Genomic DNA, 16,573 nt, shown 5'->3' on the forward strand with positions numbered 1-16,573 from the left:
CACTTCCGGTGTTCCGGTCAGTTTAAACCATATTTTTTCTTTACACGTTCCAACTTCTTCCCAATGGGCTTCGTTAACACCAATAAGAAAATTACGTTAGATACTGCATAAACTGCCATAAACGGTAGGGAGGAAAGAACTGCTGCTTGATATCGTAAAAGGTTGAAATTACCATCCATTGAAAGCACCGTCCATATATCCATCATCAGTGAAAAAGCCACTCCGGCAATGATACCATAAATAGCAAGCTGCCACTTTTTCTCCAACCATCCATTTTTCGCTAGAAGTCCAGCAATAAAGCCCAGAAATCCCCAAACAAACATTTGAAATGGAGTCCAGGGGCCTTGTCCGAAAAGGATATTGGATACCACTGCGGATAAAGACCCAGTTAAAAACCCTGCTTGCGGCCCAAAATATATGGCAGTAATTACAGTAATCGCCGTTACCGGTTTAAACCCCGGAATGGGCGCAAAAATAAAACGTCCTACGACAGAGATTGCTGTCATAACTGCAATTAAAATCATTTCTGTTGGCTTTGGATTCCTCTTTTCAAACGATAAGAAAAAAGGAATGCAAGATAAAAAAGCAATTAATATTGATATTAAGTTATATTTTCTATCATTAAAAAGGCTAACACCGATTGCAATTATTAAAGGGATTGCCACTAAAATGATTAAATAGCCAAAAACCTTTCCTTCTCTATCTTTCTTATGCTCCAAATAAGGCTCTATATTATGCACCAAGTTGATTGCTCCTTTCTTTTAATCCATTTTCAAGACAAAGAGCAACTACATCTTCACAGGTTACTGCATTCTCAAACATATGCCTAGATATCCGACTTGCTGCCGTAGTATAAAAAGTATTGGAGGCAAAAAATGTGTTTGGTTCATCCACAGAAACTACTTCCCCATCAAAAAACATTGCACATCGATCTGCACACAAGGCAGCAAATTCCACATCATGTGTGACAATAATAACGGTAATGCCTTGCTCTTTTAGATCTGTTAAAATCGTTCGTAAAACTTGTTTGGAATATGCGTCAATCCCTTTAGTCGGCTCATCCAACAATAGGATTTTGGGTTTTAAGAGCAACATCTTTGCCAATGCTGCTTTTTGCTGCTCCCCGCCGCTTAAATCATACGGATGCTTTTGTACTAAATGTGAAATTCCAAGCTTTTCAATAATATCTGCTATAAATTTTTTTCCCTCATCTTTGTTATAATTCATGGCCTTGCATACTTCATTCAAATCTTCTTCTACAGTCGATTTTACAAAGGCAGACTGTGGATTTTGAGGTAGTAGCGCAATGTTATGGCGATATAATTCAATCCCCTTATATTCTTTAATATTTTTCCCTTGTATTTCTACCTTGCCACGGTAAGCTCTTGCTTGTCCGGAAATTACTTTTAATGTTGTCGTTTTACCGGTTCCATTCCCACCCAAAATACAAAAGGTTTCTCCGGAATATACCTCTAAATCGACGCCGCGCAATACATCCGGCAAATCTCTTTCGTAACGAAACCAAGCTTCTTTTAACCTTACAATCGCCTCTCCATTTTCTTCTGCTTTTCTTTTTACTACGTTAAGACGAGCTCTGTCTTTTTTAAAATTCCTGGAAAGAAAACCCCTTCCGTCTCTTACCGTTAATGGACAAGCATCGTCAACATTTAATTGATTATAAATCCGAACAGCACTTGGCAGTCCCATAAGCATTTGATGTTCCTGGCTGACACACTTTAATTCTTGCCCTACATTCTCAGGTGTATCACAGAGAATTACACGACCTTGTTCCATAACGACTACCTTATCGGCTATCGGAAAAACATCCTCCAATCGATGTTCAACAAGAAGAATCGTCAATCCAAGTTCTTTATTAAGTTTTTGTAAAGTAGCAATAAACTCCGAAGCTCCAATCGGGTCCAGTTGACTGGTAGGCTCATCCAAAATAAGTACTTTCGGATGCATCACCATAATCGAAGCTAAGTTTAGCAATTGCTTCTGCCCTCCGGATAAATCAGCGGTTTGATTCCGAAACCAAGTCTGAATGCCGAAAAAGCTGGCCATTTCACCGACTCTTCTCCGAATTTCTGGTGTTGATATTCCCATATTTTCAAGACCAAATGCCAATTCATGCCATACCTTATCCATAACAATTTGGCTTTCCGGATTTTGCATAACATATCCAATTTCACAAGCTGCCGTTCTGTCTTCTAAATTGGAAAGCTTCGTTCCATCGTAAAGAATGGTTCCGCTTTGCTCACCTGCCGGAGCAATTTCTCGTTTTAACAAACGAAGTAAGGTTGTTTTTCCACATCCGGATTGCCCACAAATAACTATAAATTCTCCTTGTTCAACTGTAAGGTCAACACCTTTTAAAGCTTTTTCTTTCTCATCCGGATACGTAAATTCTAAATTTTTGATATGTAATAATTCCATTTTCTATTTTCCTCAACTTCAACTACAAAAGGAATGAATAATAGGGTCAATAATGTTATATAGGTAATAATAGCCAATGGACTGATTTGAATACGAGACATTCTTGGATAAAAGGAATAATCCAATACGCCCATATTGTTTCCAATCAATGCAGTAATAAGTAGCGCTAAAATGACTGAAAGCATGATTCCATCTCTTAAGGTAAATCGAAAGAGTGAAAAATTCGTTCGTCCAGAAAGACCATATCCCCTTGCACGCATGGAAGCGGCTGTATCTACTGCATTTTCAAGAGACCATGTAATCATTGCCGAGAAAATACGAAATCCGCTTAAAACACGATCTACAATACTTTTTGTTGCATAAATGCCCATTGTTTTTTGTACCGTACTGATATGTTTAATCTGTTTTATAAACAAAGGTACGAATCGAATTGCCATGGAAATAACCAAGCTTAACTTTGGAATTACCTTTCCAAATAGATAAATGAATTTATCTGATGTCATTATTAAATTGTAACAACGGCACCAATACATGACAGAAACGATCATACCTCCAATGGCTGCTCCATAAAGCATTGCCTCTAAAGTCACCGGTTGGTCGTTTAAAAAAAATAATGGAGTCACACCATTATGACTGAATAATGGATTCGTCACCGAAATCAGGAAAAACATCGGAATATAAAACGCAAAACTCGCGAATACAATCTGCTTATTTTCCAGTTGAATCGCAAATCCAAAAGCTCCTAAAAATGAAATCAGAAGAAGCAATGGGTTCATTGTAAACATGGTAATCCCTATCACACCTATGAAATAAACCAATAATACACTGGGATGATACGTTGCAAATAATTTCATTCTTCTTCCCACTCTCCTCCCATCCAAATGCAGCCTACATCTCTTCCTAAATCACAGGTGTAAACCCATTCGATGATATCTCCGTCCTTTAACTCATACTTACTACATCCATAATTCGGAAAAACACCGTTGACACGATACATCCAGCCGCTTAAAGGTCCACATGAAAATTCATATAAGTAATGAATGCCCTGAATGTACACACTCCCATAACTGTTCATATTTGCCCCTTGGTATTCCATTTGGATTTTATTATAACGAACTGCACGATCAGTTATATCAAATGCCGTATCTCCCTCACGGAGCACATACGCTGTTTCTGGCAAAATTACACCATCCTGTGGTACAAACTCATCAGACTGCAGTTCTGGTACAAGGTCATTCCAATTGTCTAAAATCGTATCACAGCGTATGCTGATGGTTACGGTTTTTGAATCCGGCGTAATATCATCAATGTGTGTCATATAATATTCATCTACAGTCTGAAATTTTGTTCCCGATAGAATAAGAGCAATGGCAAGAACAATAAAACCCAAAGCTAACAGGTCTTTTTTCATGCTCCTTTACCCTCTTTCTTTTCTTTTTCTTCATATTCCTTCTCAAGTGCCAGCATTTCATTTAGTTTACGATTCTTTCGTTTTTTAATATGTTTTATAACAAATACTGCCGCAACAATCGAAAGAAGACCTAATACAATTGTAATAACTACCGCTCGAACCAAATTATCGACTTGTGTCTCCGTTTTTACGACATCATCCCAACGTAAAATTTTCTTCTGATCGTAAGGACTCAGCTTTTTATACCGATTTACAATACTATGTACAACACTCCAATCCGATAACGATATTTTCTCAAATGGATAAAGCTTTTCTTTAACATCTTTATTTATGTTGTCTATTTCTTTTTGAATGTCTAAAATTTCTTTCTTGGCATTTAAAAGCTGATCCATATATTCTTTCTTCTTATCAAAGTCCTCTGATTTTTCCAGCTTATCAATCAGTTTAATAACATCCACATACTGTTCTGTGGTCAAGTCCTTTGGAAGTGCTTTCACTTTTCGTTTATCCGTATCTGTAAAATACAATAAAACGCTTTCTTCTTCCTCTTCTTCTTTCTCTGCTTCCTCCTTTGCGGCTGTTTCTACAGATTCTTCTTTTATTTCTATCCCACCGTTTTCTGCTGCTTTAGAAAGCTTATAATAGTTGAAAACATAGCATTGTTCACTTTCCGGTATTGCTTCGTACTTTTTCATAAGTTCGGCAATTTTCGCCGTTGTTGGGGTATTTCCCAAATTATTAATCTCTTTTTTTAGAGCATTAATTTGATTTTTAAGACCAGGACTTTGTTCCGGCCGAAAATCATATAAGGTTCGCATCCCTTTAGCTTGCCGCCAAATTGCAGTTAACGTATATAAAGTTTGTTCACTGGCCATTGTGTTGGACTCTGTCGGCAAGGAAGTCGGATTGTCCTGGTCATACGTATAAGAGTGAACAAATCCGCCGTCTTCCATGCGATAGAGCATAATGCCATTAAGGAGGCTGTTTCCGTTTTTAATAAAACGGCCGTCAGTTTGTATATCAATACCAAGGGAACACAATGCAACTGCAACCTGAGCTGTACTTTCAACATTTTTAGTTCCCCAGCTATTGTAATCTCCACTATTGAGCTGCATTTTGGATAAACAGTTTACCGATTCATCGATGACTTGTCTTATCTTTTTTGTTACCGTTTTTCCGGTAGTCTTATTTTTATAAGTATATTCTTTTTCGCTATTATAATATGGAGCTAAGGATTGCACTGCCATTGCTGTAATATCTGGATCAGAAACATTCCCATATAACGCAAAACCCCCATCCGTAAGTTGTTGTCGTATGATTTCTTCAATGATGGAATCTCTACTGTCATGCGCACCCTCCGGTACAGGATACCGTTTTGAATCCAGTGCAATCAGTCCCCAAATCCAACCATTGATTCCTTGCTTTCCTAAAGATGTGGTTTTACCTCTGTTATAAGTTCCATCTGCAATTAGGTTGATATTGTTACCATTTGCATCAACTCCGGCCTTCGTGGGATCACCACCGGAAGCCAAAATAGCTAAAGATATTCGCTGCCATTCCGTAGCCTTTGCAGCACTCAGCTTCACACTCGTTTTATATCGATCCTGCACTTTTTCTCGTATCACGGCAAGATACCCGGCATAATCATCGGAATAGCCAAAACGTCCCATCCCTACCTGATACCAATCACCCGGGGTAGTACCTGCCAATTCCAAGTAAGCATCATTGATTAGCGGGCCTTCCAAAGTAGAACCATTGTCTAATTTTTTCCAATTAATAATTCCTTTTATTGTTTGTTCCAGTTCTGCTATGCTATATATCTTATTGGCTGCCGCATGTACCGGCAGAGGCATTACTGTACCAACCATAACTGTACATAAAAGTGCAGCTACAGTTTTTTTTATAAATTGCTTCAAATTCTCACCCTTTTCTTCTAAAGTGCTTTATCTACTTCGGACTGATCCGCATCTAAGGAAGTCAATGTACTTTTTACTTTAGCAGATACAGAACTGTATCCTCTTTTTGCAACCTTTCGTAACAATTCTGTCTTATCTGCTACAGGATAAAAGTTACTGCCATAGGTTCCCATTGCATCGGCTCCACCAATGTCTCTTCCATAGCCCCATACTGTGAACTGTACACGTACGACATCGCCATCTTGAAGATACGTATCCGAGAAACCTACATTCGGAAAGACATCATTGACGGAATACATCCAGCCAGACATGCTTGTATAATCAAATTCCCCTAATGAATCCGGATCTTTACGTTGCTCAATTTCAGCTTCATCTTTTTCTAGCACTGCTTTTAAACACTCTGGGGTATTGGTAAGATCCATAGGAACTATACCGTCAACTCCTTTAATATGTGCCAAATAAAATGCCTTTTCTGGTTTTCCGGTGTATTCATAATCAAATCCATATTGATCTAAAACTCTTAATAGTGCCTGCGCCGAATTTTCACCCTCAAAAATTTCCACTTCCATTGGTTCAATCAAATACTCGGCTCCCAATGTTAAAAGTTCTACCGTAAACACTGCATGCCCTACGGATTCTCCTTCTGCCACTGCTATGTGATACAACGTATACGTCTTTTTCGTGGTTTCTCCGTCTGCAGTCGCACTGACAACAACGATATTAGTTCCTTCCGCTAATTCCAACGTAAAACTGGTTTTTACCTTATCATCCCAATTATACGGCACTTCTTCCTCATTAAGCGTTACCTTACAGTCAATTTTTTTGTCATTAACATCTTTCGCGAATACATCAAAGGTAATCTTGGTCGGTTTAATAGTTTTTCCATCTACTAAGGTTGTATCAATTCTCGGTGCTGTCGGTGAAATGCTTTCATCTACCTTTCCGGAGGAAGAAACCTTTGGTTTTTCACCTGCACTTTTTATCGTAGCACCGGCTGCCACTAATTTTTTCCCTGCATATACTTGAGAAACACCTTCTGCAGCTGTTACTTCCGTTCCATTGGTCTTTATTTTTACATTGCTTGCTTCTACCGAAACAGCATCTAATTTGCCGGTTCCTTCTACCAAAAATCCTTCAGCGGCAACCGCCATTTCTAATACTTCTCCGGAAACATCAAACTTGCTATTCTTTGCAGTTGCTTTGACTTCTGTTTTTTGAATATGTGACATAGAATCCACATTTACATTTGCTTTGACCGCATTTACCTCAAGTGCATCTACCTTTGCACCCTCGAAACGAACGGAAACCGAATTATCTACGATGACTTTATTCAGCTTTCCTGCCAAAGAAACTTTGTCTTTACCACCCTTTACAATTACAGCTTCAACGACGCCATCCTCCTCTGCTACCAAACGCACAGAACCGAATACTTTCTTCATTTCTACCGTTTTTAGTGTTGATTTTCCACTAACGTGAATGGAAGCATCTCCGCCACCTCTTACGATAATTCTTCCGATTACATTCACATTTTCCAAAATAACGTCATGCTCACCAACGCCATCTCCAATCAGAAGGTCTCCTTGTACTGTCATATTTTTCAAATGTGTATTACCACCATTAACAAGCAATATTCCTTTTACATCTTCGGAAAATTCCCCATAATTTACGAGAGATGGAATTGCTTTATTTAAAATGGTTACAATTTCCGCTCTAGTTATTTTATCCTTTGCGTTTACTTTACCTTCGAAGCCACTAATCAATCCTTTATTAATAAAAGCATTCATAGACCCTTTTGCCCACTCGCTTATTTGATTTTGATCTTTAAATGATACTTTACACGCATCTTGTTCCTCTATCTCCAAAGCTTTGCAAAGCATATAAACAGCTTCTTCTCTGGAAATTCTTTCTTCCGGATGGACTTCGCTTCCTGATGCATGCAGTACTCCAGCTGCGTCTGCTTCTAATATAGCGTCTTTATAATAAACACCATCTTTTAAATCCGTAAACTTCTTTTCTGATTTTGCACTGTAACCCATCAAGTTACCTAAAATAACAGCCATGTCTCCGCGCTTAATATTTGCATTCGGCTGGAATTTTCCCTCAAATCCTTTTACAATGCCGATATTACTCCAACGTTCTATGGCTTCTTTCGCCCAATGATTTGTAGTATCCTTAAAAACTACATCCGTTGCAACTACTTCAAAAATACTCAATTGATCAGCTTTAAACGTGATTTGATGGGAATCTGCATTATAGGAAATATCCTTTAATATTGTACGTTTATTTAATTGTTTATCATCCGTATAAACATCAACTCGGTCTCCATCTACACCAAACTCAGTTGCATAAATAATTTCTAATGTTGCACAACCACCATTTAAATCCGTGATTTTTTTCCCATTGTCTACTGCTATATAAGTAAAGTGACTTTCATTCCATTGAGAAAAAGAAAAGCTGATAGTATAATCACTATCTTTCACTAAATACTTTAATGCTTCCTCGTCAAAAGAAATATTTACAGTTTTTGTTTTGATCTTAAAATAAGGATCTTTTTTCTCTAATACGCTTCGTAAAAATTGCTTTGGTACATTCACAATTACATCTTGCGTACCAGAAGAAGCAACGTCAATTACTACTCCAACGCTTGTAACTTCATCTCCACACATTTCATGTAGTGGTACATCTAACGCTTTAAAGAAAGTATCTATATCTACTTCTTTTATTGTTATATCTTTTGTTCCTCTTCTTATGTTTACTGTGGGGTCTAAGGTTCCAACTACATTACTGGTGAAACGATATTTTCCTTCTTCTCCGGTTCTTTTTCGACAATGCTCTATAGAAATGCCATCCGAATGATTATCGTAAGAACCATTCTCTACTTTAATAATTTCATCTGTCTTGTTATTTTTTATATACTCTGTAATTACAATATCCGCATAGCCAGCACCCGTTTGTTTTTTAGTAACAGTGGTAGTAGTAATATCTCCCTCCGTCTTTGTTTTTGAGGTTCGAATGACACCGCTTTCCTTTGCAGCATAGGTAGTAGGTACTGCTCCTAAAACTAATATCATTGCAACAAATAAACTCAAACATTTTTTAAATCCAAATCTTCTTTTCACCTTTCCGTCTCTCCTTTCACATATTATGCGCAATAAAAAAAGCTTCCATCCTGTTAACTACATTTCCCCTCATAGTAAACAAAATATGAAGCCTCCGGTTTTCCGGTCAGCTATGTATTTTTAATTTAACCCCTTTTATGTATTTCCATTAAAGTTTGATGCTTTTTCGCACATCTTCTACCCGGATGGGTTTCCCTTCATTAATTATGACACGTAATTCACCATATTTAATTTCACGGATTAAAGCCAGAAGCTTAACCTCCTCTTTTTGGGTTACTGTCAAATCTAAAGGTCGTTCCATTTAAAGCCCTCCTTTCTTGCCTTATAACAAAATAAAAAAGCTGTGACATCTCTGCCACAGCCGTATTTCTGTAAAAATCTGTACACTGAAAAACAAAGTAACTTTATCATCTGCTTACTCTTTTTTCCTCCAATTACCCGTGGAATGTACTTTAATTTTATGTAGGTCTTCTGGCTTACGTTTTCGAAAAAATGTTTCCTTTATCCTTGCTTACCTTCCCAACTTTTCCAATGGTAAATTACAATGTAATTTATATGCAAAGATTTCACGATTACAGCGGCGGGACCGCGCAGGATTCAAACCTGCTTCCCTCTTAGCTATCTAAAATCAATAAGCTTCTAGATAGACATAAAATCTATATTAAATTGTTATATTATTATTTTTATGTCTCATAACCTTTTTATTTTCTCGTTTTTACCAACCATCCGTTATATGAAAGAAAAGGAGCAGGAGAATCTTAGATATAGCCGCAAGTTCTATACCCTTAACACTCCTGCGGATGAAAAGGCAATGTTTAACACCTCATATAGACTAACGGTATATTTTAAGCTAAAATTAAAAACAAAAAAACTGTGGCACAAATGCCACAGCCCGTATTTTCTGTGTATCAATTAATCTAATTCGCTATATGACCAAAATTTCCCGTTGGTACAGCATTCTTTTATGCAGGTCTTCTGGTTTACGTTTATAGAGAATTCTCTTACGCCCTTGCTTACCTTCCCAGTTTCCCAGTGGCGAACTTTATCGTTCTAAAGCAAAGACTCCACGATTACAGCGGCGGGACCACACAGGATTCTAACCTGTTTCCCTTGCACAAAAGTCTTTTATGAAGTTAAGTTAATATTATCAGCAAACGAGTTAAGCGTCAACCCCTTTCCAAAAATAATTTACTTTGCTTTTTTAAAACGCATTCTCTTTGTTCACGATTTGGAGCCATTAACTCATGAACTACATATTTAGGATCTAATTTCTCAATAACTTGTTTTGCTTTTAAACAACTAGTCGGTTGATGCGTGTCAATATTACCCAGAAGCTCATAAACTTGCTTAAATCTCTTGTAATAATCCTTTTCAAGCTCTGGTATCTGCTTTAATGCTTTCTTAGTAAATTCTCCGGTTACGGATTGATGCAAATGCACCCCTTTAACATATTGGATCAAGTCTCCATGAAGCTCCAACATTTTTTCTATATAAGACCATGCTTCCTCTTCCGATTTTAATTCAAGATTACTGCACATAAGATGTCCGGTATCCAGCATAATGCCCTTGTTCTTATAGTGGATTCGCTCTAAAAGACGTGCTGTCATCTTCGGATCGGTCATCGTAAGACCCGGCCACCACAAGTTTTCCATCAGAAATGTAAATTGATACTCTTTCTCATCTAATAATTGGTTGATTAAATCTGCCGAGGCATCGATGACCTCTTCGTCAGTATGTATATGTTGATGTGTAAACACACCTTTAATTGTCACATCGGAAATATGGAATACAACATATTCCGCTTTCATCTTTTCAGCATGCGCTAAATCCTTTTTAAAATTTTCCAAAAGTACGCTGTGTTCTTTTCCACCATAAAAGCCTTCCCATACGTCACGACTTCCAAATTCAGAATACAGAGCATCTTCATTCTTATTCCAAAAATCAATCCAAAAGGGATAAAAAGACATGTGAAGTCCTTTAACCATATCCGGTAATATAATGGATCGATCATCATTTCCACAACATATAATTTCTAAGCCTTTGCACCCATATTCTTCATAAGAATCCTTTAAATCTTTTGCATTCTTGTACTCTGCCAAAATTTCATTGTAGCTGGGTATATATAATATTTGTTCCATTTCCTTCCCTCCTACCATTCTTATCCATTATATTTTTGTATATTTGAAATGTCAATCCTTGAACTTTTATTTCAATTTTCGTCGACTTTTGATTGCTTTATAACCTGGCACCCTTATTGCAAATAAGCCTAAAATGTGATAGTTTTATTATAGGGATAAATCATTCCATGCTTACAGCAAGAATGTTTGTAATACATAATAAAAGTACGTAGCATTCATAGGAGGAATAAAAATGAGAAAAAAAATAATTTGGAAGAAAAGTCTAGCATTCTGTCTGATACTCTGTTTATTGCTGAGTACACTCAGTGGATGTAGCTTTGAAAAAGAAGAGCAGCAATCGGAAGCCCTCATTGCTTTAGAGGGTGCCGTTAATTATTATAAAACACAGAATAATTTAAATAATTGGGAAGAATTGGTTGCTCTTTGTGCAGCAAATCAAGCAGATGGAATCGGCATTGGTTGGAGTTTCCTCAACCTTCCAAAAACACCAAAAGTAAATGAATATGCCTCCTCCTATATCGGAGTAATTTTAAGTGATACCATCAAGGGAGAAGGAGATCCAATCAGCTTAGCGAAAAAATTGTCAGAAACACAAAACGAAGAAAGTGGTTCCTTTGACTCGATATACATCAACCAACACGTATGGGCTATGATTACTTTAAACGTTGCAATCAGCAAAGACGGTTATGATTATGATAAGGCAGTCTCTTACCTTCTTTCCTACCAGGCAGAGGACGGAGGATTTGCTTACGGTCAAAATCTTGCCGAAGGTAATGTTGATTTAACCGGAATAGCCTGCATTGCATTGGCTCCATATTATGAAAAACATAAAAAAGATCCTACAATGAAAAAAATTATTCAATTCTTTAAAGATAAACAATTGGAAACCGGTGGTTTTGAAAATGGTGATGTAGAAAACCCTTGCACCATTGCTGCAGCCATTTGGGGTCTTTCTGCCTTTGAGCAACCCCTACCGGCTACCGATGAAGGTTTGACTCCATTCGAAGCCTTAGTTGCTTTTCAAAACGAAGACGGCAGCTTCCGAATGAAAAAAGATGGTGAGCACAAGTTTGATAATCTCGCTACCAGACAGTCTACGATTGCTTTGTGTGATATTGTAAATGATATCAATACTTATCTATTACTTGCTTCCGATGCAGAAACCTATCGCATTGAGCATATTTCAGGACCCGCTATCACCTTGACCATTGATTACCCAGAAGGAAGTGGGCAACAAGACGTTCATGGACCATTTACCATTGAGGAAGGATCAACCGTTTTGGATGCAATCGTATTATATGGAAAAATTACAGAAACTCCAATAGAACATAAATCCGGTAATCTTAAAAGTATTAATGGTTTTTCTGAAGAACCAAGTGAACCTATAGAAACACCGAATGATCCACCAAAAAATTCGGTAGGCTGGAATTTTACAGTAAATGATCAAATACCTGAAAATAATGCAAAAAATACGGTTTTAAAAGAAGGAGACCTTTTAACTTGGACTTTTATTCCTTCTTCCCCTCTGGAAGCACAAGAAGAAGAAAATACAACAGTCCAATAGCTTTCAGTAAATCACCATTTACTCTTCATGAAATTAACATGAATGACCTTTACAATGAAACATACATGGTAAAGGTCATTTTTTATATTATCATAAACAAAACCGGTAAACTGGTTTTTAAATAAAGGAGAATTCAACAAATGAAAATCAGAAGGTATCAACCATTAAAATGGGTTGCCCTTTTTACACTCTTGGGTATCGTTTGCCTTCTTGGAACAGTAGCCTGTAAAGTAAATCAACAAAATCAATATGAAATGGAACCTGCATTTTTAAAAATTGGAGAAAAGAAGATTTTTATACACTATGTTGTGAAAATAGATGGAAAAGAAGTACCTCTAGAAGAATATCGCTATCACTTTTTAAATATGAAAGATACAACAGAAAATGAGGATAAAACTTATTTTTCAAATGACAATGATGGCAGCTTACACCGTCGTTTGAAATCTGATACATTGACGGCATTAAAGGAAGTCTACGCCATCGAAAAGCTTGCAAAAGAGAACCATTTAACTCTTTCCCAACAAGAAGAGGAAAAAATCGATTCCGATATAGAGAATCAAGTTACCTCTTTAGGCAGTGTTTCTGCTTATAAAAAAGCTCTGCAGGAAAGCTATATGACCAATGATATCTATCGAAAAATATGGAAAACAACCTTCTATTACGAAAAACTGTATCAACATTATTTTTCTTCCGATGACAAAACCACAGATTACGAAACCTTGGAGCAGCCAAGCGAAGAAGAGATTACAGAAAACGAAATTAAACTACAGGCAATGATTTCAAAAACAGCAGATTCCTTAATCGTAGAATATGGACCGGAATATGATTTGATTTCAATTGATACCCTGTTTTAAATTTGCACGCTTTCCTTCTTTAAATATAGATACACACTTCAAAAAATCCCCGAACACTAGGTTCGAGGATTTTTTCCTATCTATTCACTTAAAGCAACTCATCACTTAAAACACAAATCTTATTTCCATTTCTGAGCAAGATTCTTGCACGCTGTGGATAATAAATTCCCTTTTCATAGTCTCCGTATTTTTTTATTTCTGCATCGTTCAATGCTCGATATAACGGCAACTTCATCTCTTTTCCTTCATATTGAACTGTGTAGGAAGGTTTTGTACGTCGAATTTCCTGATCAATCATAACCCACATTCTATCTGCTGTTTGTTTGGTTCTTGCTTGCATTTCACAAGTTCCGCTTGGATACTGGATAGAATAAAAATCATTATTCTTTTCAATATGACTCATAAAAAAATTACTGTTTTCAAATACTTCTTTTCTTGCATCCATACAAAAATAAATTCCGATTGAAAGTAACAATATCATTACGAAAACAGCAAAACAATATCCTTTCTTATGCAAGCCGCTAATCTTTCTTTCTTTCGGCCAATCTGATTCTTTCAACGAAAATCGTAGCCCTGTTCCGATAAGAGATCCAACTGTCCAAGCCCCTACAAAGCCCCATTCAAAATCTCCTAATACGATACCCAAAACAAGTGAAAGCCAACCTCCCCCAATTAAAATAATATACACAAGCTTAAGCACCGTTGCATATTTTTTTATTCGATTGAGTGTATCTAATGTAACAGACTTTGTTGTTTTGTCAGAATAAAAACGATAGAAATGATACATTCGATTTAATAGCATAATAATACTTCCGATAAAGCAAACAAAGCCTATACCGACGATTGCCTGAATACTATAAGAGGATAAATAAAATTGGGTCCAAAGATATATAACATTATCTTCTATTTTATATCCCAATAAAAAGAGTGCCAGAAAATAAAGAAACATTAGGATACTGTTTCGTAAGTCTTTTTTTCTTATCCGCTGCTCATCTTCCCTTTTTATCTCCCAATCCGTTTGCAATGGAATCGGATTTTTTCCATCTGAGGCACGAAATATTTTATATTCATCCCACTGCCAGCAAATTTTCCATCCGGAATCTTCACATACATCCAAATAAGGCTGTATCTCTATGTACTGCTTTGGTCGAAAAACATCAACATCATATCTCGCTTCCTGTGGTTCCACTTTTTGATATCGAGCAACCGGAAGGAAACACCCCAATGAACAAAACCGATACCCCTTTTTCTCTCTTTCCTCAAGATATGGTGCAATGTATTTATAATCCTGTTTGAAAAATGGCCAAAATCGCCAGCAATATTTCTTTTTTCTTTTTTGATTCTCCAACATACCAATATCTACCCCTTCTATGTCGTCAATAGTCCTTTCCCAAGTGCATCCCGAAAGCTTTTTCTTTTTGGTTCCGAGCTTATTTTCTTCTTTTTCTTTTCCAGCTGCCCTGGTATGTCTTCCATCGCTCCTTCTTCGGTTTCAGCTACAAGCTCTTCTTGCTTCATACCATCCCGATTAATCGGTGGCAACGTGCCATCCTCATTAAAAAAGAACTTTCCATCTTTTACTAATTGATGCAATCGCGTATACTCTCGCGTTAAGACCTCTTCTCCAAGCTCCGTTAAGCAATACATCTTTCTTCTTTCCACCTCGCGAGTCTGCAGGATAATTCCTTCCTTCTCAAAGCGGGATAACAATGCATATAGAGTTCCAGCACCGACCGCCACACGACCGTCTGTAAGCTCTGTAATGCTTTGCATAATAGCATAGCCATGCCGTTCCTTTGTTAATGCCAATAGCACATAGTACATCGGCTCAGTTAGAGTTTTTAATTGTTCTCTCGCCATTTTTAGCTTCCTCTCCTAAATGTTTTTCATTTGTTATACAAAAATTATTTCCTTTTCTTAATAATATCCTACCATTATCCGGATACAATATGCCCGTATCATAATCGCCATATAGCTTAACTTGATCTTTCTTCATAATTTTTCTAGTAAGCAAAGGAATCTCCTCTGTATTATTATTTCCGAATTTTTCCTCTAGCCTGCGTTCAAATTCACGTATTTCTTTATCTATTAAAATCCACATTTTATCTGCTGTCTGTTTTGTTCTCGTTTCAAACATACAAGTCCCTCCATACCAAAGAGATGAAAAATTATCATCTTCTGTAATTTTTGTCATATAAAAATTTCCAGTTGGTAAGGATTCCTTATTTAACTTTAAACACAAATATCCTCCCAAAGAAAATAAAATAGAAAGTGACATAACAACCAACAAATATTTTTTTGTATGTACCCCTTTCATTCTTACTTCTCCTGCCCATTGAGATTCCTTTAATGTAATGCTCGTAATGATTACTATACTTATTCCGATAATCCATCCAAGAATAAGGCCCCCATCCATATCTCTCGTAGTCACTGCAAATAAAACACAACCCCAAACACTTCCAATTATTAAACAATTCGCTATTTTAAAAAAAGAAACCCATTTTTTTCTTTCACAAAGCATATCATTTGGGTTAAAATATTTCTCTGATTTTTCATTACTGTAAAAGTTATATAATCGCCAAAGTCGATTTAACAACACACAAAAACTGCCAATGATCCCTATTCCAATTAAAAACTGACCATCATAGGATTCAAGGTAAAACTCTGGCCAACTCCAATCTCTTGCAATACTAAAGAAAATATAGCAAAACCATATAAAAACAAAAATACTGTTTCGTACATTTCGTTTCACTATTTGTTTTTCCTGTTCCCGTTTCATCTCCCAATCCGACTGCAGCGGAATCGGATTTTTTCCATCAATACCACGAAATATTTTATATTCATCCCACTGCCAGCAAATTTCCCATCCGGAATCTTCGCATACATCCAAATACGGTTGTATTTCTATGTATTCTTTCGGACGAAAAATATCTACATCATATTTTGCTTCCTGCGGCTCCACTTTTTGGTATCGAGCCACCGGTAGCAAACACCCTAATGAACAAAACCGATACCCCTTTTTTTCTCTTTCTTCAAGATATGATGCAATGTATTTATAATCCTGTTTAAAAAACGGCCAGAAACGCCAGCAATATTTCTTTTTTCTTTCTCGATTCTCTAACATACCATTTTCTA

General features: G+C 36.8%; 13 protein-coding genes and 2 riboswitches. Of the genes, 2 read left to right on the forward strand and 11 right to left on the reverse strand.

Features of this window, described 5'->3' with window-relative positions; translation table 11 throughout:
- Positions 1–17: 17 nt before the first annotated feature.
- The 8 genes from I2490_RS12480 to I2490_RS12515 form a co-directional block, all read right to left on the reverse strand.
- Positions 18–740, reverse strand: coding sequence for an ECF transporter S component (locus tag I2490_RS12480; RefSeq protein WP_330634671.1), 723 nt, complete (start codon positions 738–740; stop codon positions 18–20).
- Positions 733–2,436 (reverse strand): ABC transporter ATP-binding protein, encoded by a 1,704-nt coding sequence (locus tag I2490_RS12485; RefSeq protein WP_206460086.1) that lies wholly within the window; start codon positions 2,434–2,436, stop codon positions 733–735. Before I2490_RS12485 ends, I2490_RS12480 begins: the two co-directional genes overlap by 8 nt.
- Positions 2,409–3,290 carry an energy-coupling factor transporter transmembrane component T gene (locus I2490_RS12490; protein WP_206460087.1) on the reverse strand — a complete coding sequence of 294 codons (882 nt, stop codon included), beginning with the start codon at positions 3,288–3,290 and terminating at the stop codon, positions 2,409–2,411. Before I2490_RS12490 ends, I2490_RS12485 begins: the two co-directional genes overlap by 28 nt.
- Positions 3,287–3,847, reverse strand: coding sequence for a DUF4430 domain-containing protein (locus tag I2490_RS12495; protein WP_206460088.1), 561 nt, complete (start codon positions 3,845–3,847; stop codon positions 3,287–3,289). Before I2490_RS12495 ends, I2490_RS12490 begins: the two co-directional genes overlap by 4 nt.
- Entirely contained in the window at positions 3,844–5,763 is a 1,920-nt protein-coding gene (locus tag I2490_RS12500) for a prenyltransferase/squalene oxidase repeat-containing protein (RefSeq protein ID WP_206460089.1), read from the reverse strand. Before I2490_RS12500 ends, I2490_RS12495 begins: the two co-directional genes overlap by 4 nt.
- A 17-nt stretch (positions 5,764–5,780) precedes the next feature.
- Complete coding sequence (locus I2490_RS12505; RefSeq protein ID WP_206460090.1) at positions 5,781–8,882, reverse strand: S-layer homology domain-containing protein; 3,102 nt, start codon at positions 8,880–8,882, stop codon at positions 5,781–5,783.
- Positions 8,883–9,030: 148 nt separating this feature from the next.
- Positions 9,031–9,183 (reverse strand): DUF2292 domain-containing protein, encoded by a 153-nt coding sequence (locus I2490_RS12510; protein ID WP_206460091.1) that lies wholly within the window; start codon positions 9,181–9,183, stop codon positions 9,031–9,033.
- A gap of 143 nt (positions 9,184–9,326) precedes the next feature.
- Positions 9,327–9,550: riboswitch (cobalamin riboswitch) on the reverse strand.
- 280 nt (positions 9,551–9,830) lie between these two features.
- A riboswitch (cobalamin riboswitch) is annotated at positions 9,831–10,034 on the reverse strand.
- A 14-nt stretch (positions 10,035–10,048) separates the two neighbouring features.
- The gene (locus I2490_RS12515; RefSeq protein WP_206460092.1) at positions 10,049–11,020 is read right to left on the reverse strand and encodes a sugar phosphate isomerase/epimerase family protein; all 972 of its coding nucleotides are present in this window, start codon (positions 11,018–11,020) and stop codon (positions 10,049–10,051) included.
- A 232-nt stretch (positions 11,021–11,252) separates the two neighbouring features.
- Between I2490_RS12515 and I2490_RS12520 the strand changes: the two genes are divergently transcribed.
- Positions 11,253–12,584: a prenyltransferase/squalene oxidase repeat-containing protein gene (locus I2490_RS12520; protein ID WP_206460093.1), complete on the forward strand. Its 1,332-nt coding sequence runs from the start codon at positions 11,253–11,255 to the stop codon at positions 12,582–12,584.
- Between the two features lie 140 nt (positions 12,585–12,724).
- The gene (locus I2490_RS12525) at positions 12,725–13,438 is read left to right on the forward strand and encodes a SurA N-terminal domain-containing protein (protein ID WP_206460094.1); all 714 of its coding nucleotides are present in this window, start codon (positions 12,725–12,727) and stop codon (positions 13,436–13,438) included.
- Positions 13,439–13,526: 88 nt separating this feature from the next.
- Here the strand turns inward: I2490_RS12525 and I2490_RS12530 are convergent, their stop codons facing one another.
- From I2490_RS12530 to I2490_RS12540, 3 genes are read right to left on the reverse strand one after another with little or no spacing between them, the layout of a single operon-like run.
- Positions 13,527–14,789, reverse strand: a complete 1,263-nt coding sequence (locus I2490_RS12530) for a DUF2812 domain-containing protein (RefSeq protein ID WP_206460095.1) — start codon at positions 14,787–14,789, stop codon at positions 13,527–13,529.
- Between the two features lie 17 nt (positions 14,790–14,806).
- Positions 14,807–15,298 (reverse strand): PadR family transcriptional regulator, encoded by a 492-nt coding sequence (locus I2490_RS17020; RefSeq protein WP_206460096.1) that lies wholly within the window; start codon positions 15,296–15,298, stop codon positions 14,807–14,809.
- Positions 15,267–16,562 (reverse strand): DUF2812 domain-containing protein, encoded by a 1,296-nt coding sequence (locus tag I2490_RS12540; protein ID WP_206460097.1) that lies wholly within the window; start codon positions 16,560–16,562, stop codon positions 15,267–15,269. The genes I2490_RS17020 and I2490_RS12540 overlap by 32 nt, the downstream gene beginning before the upstream one ends.
- Positions 16,563–16,573 lie beyond the last annotated feature (11 nt).

It is taken from the genome of Anaerovorax sp. IOR16, assembly GCF_017168145.1.
Classification (GTDB): domain Bacteria; phylum Bacillota; class Clostridia; order Peptostreptococcales; family Anaerovoracaceae; genus IOR16.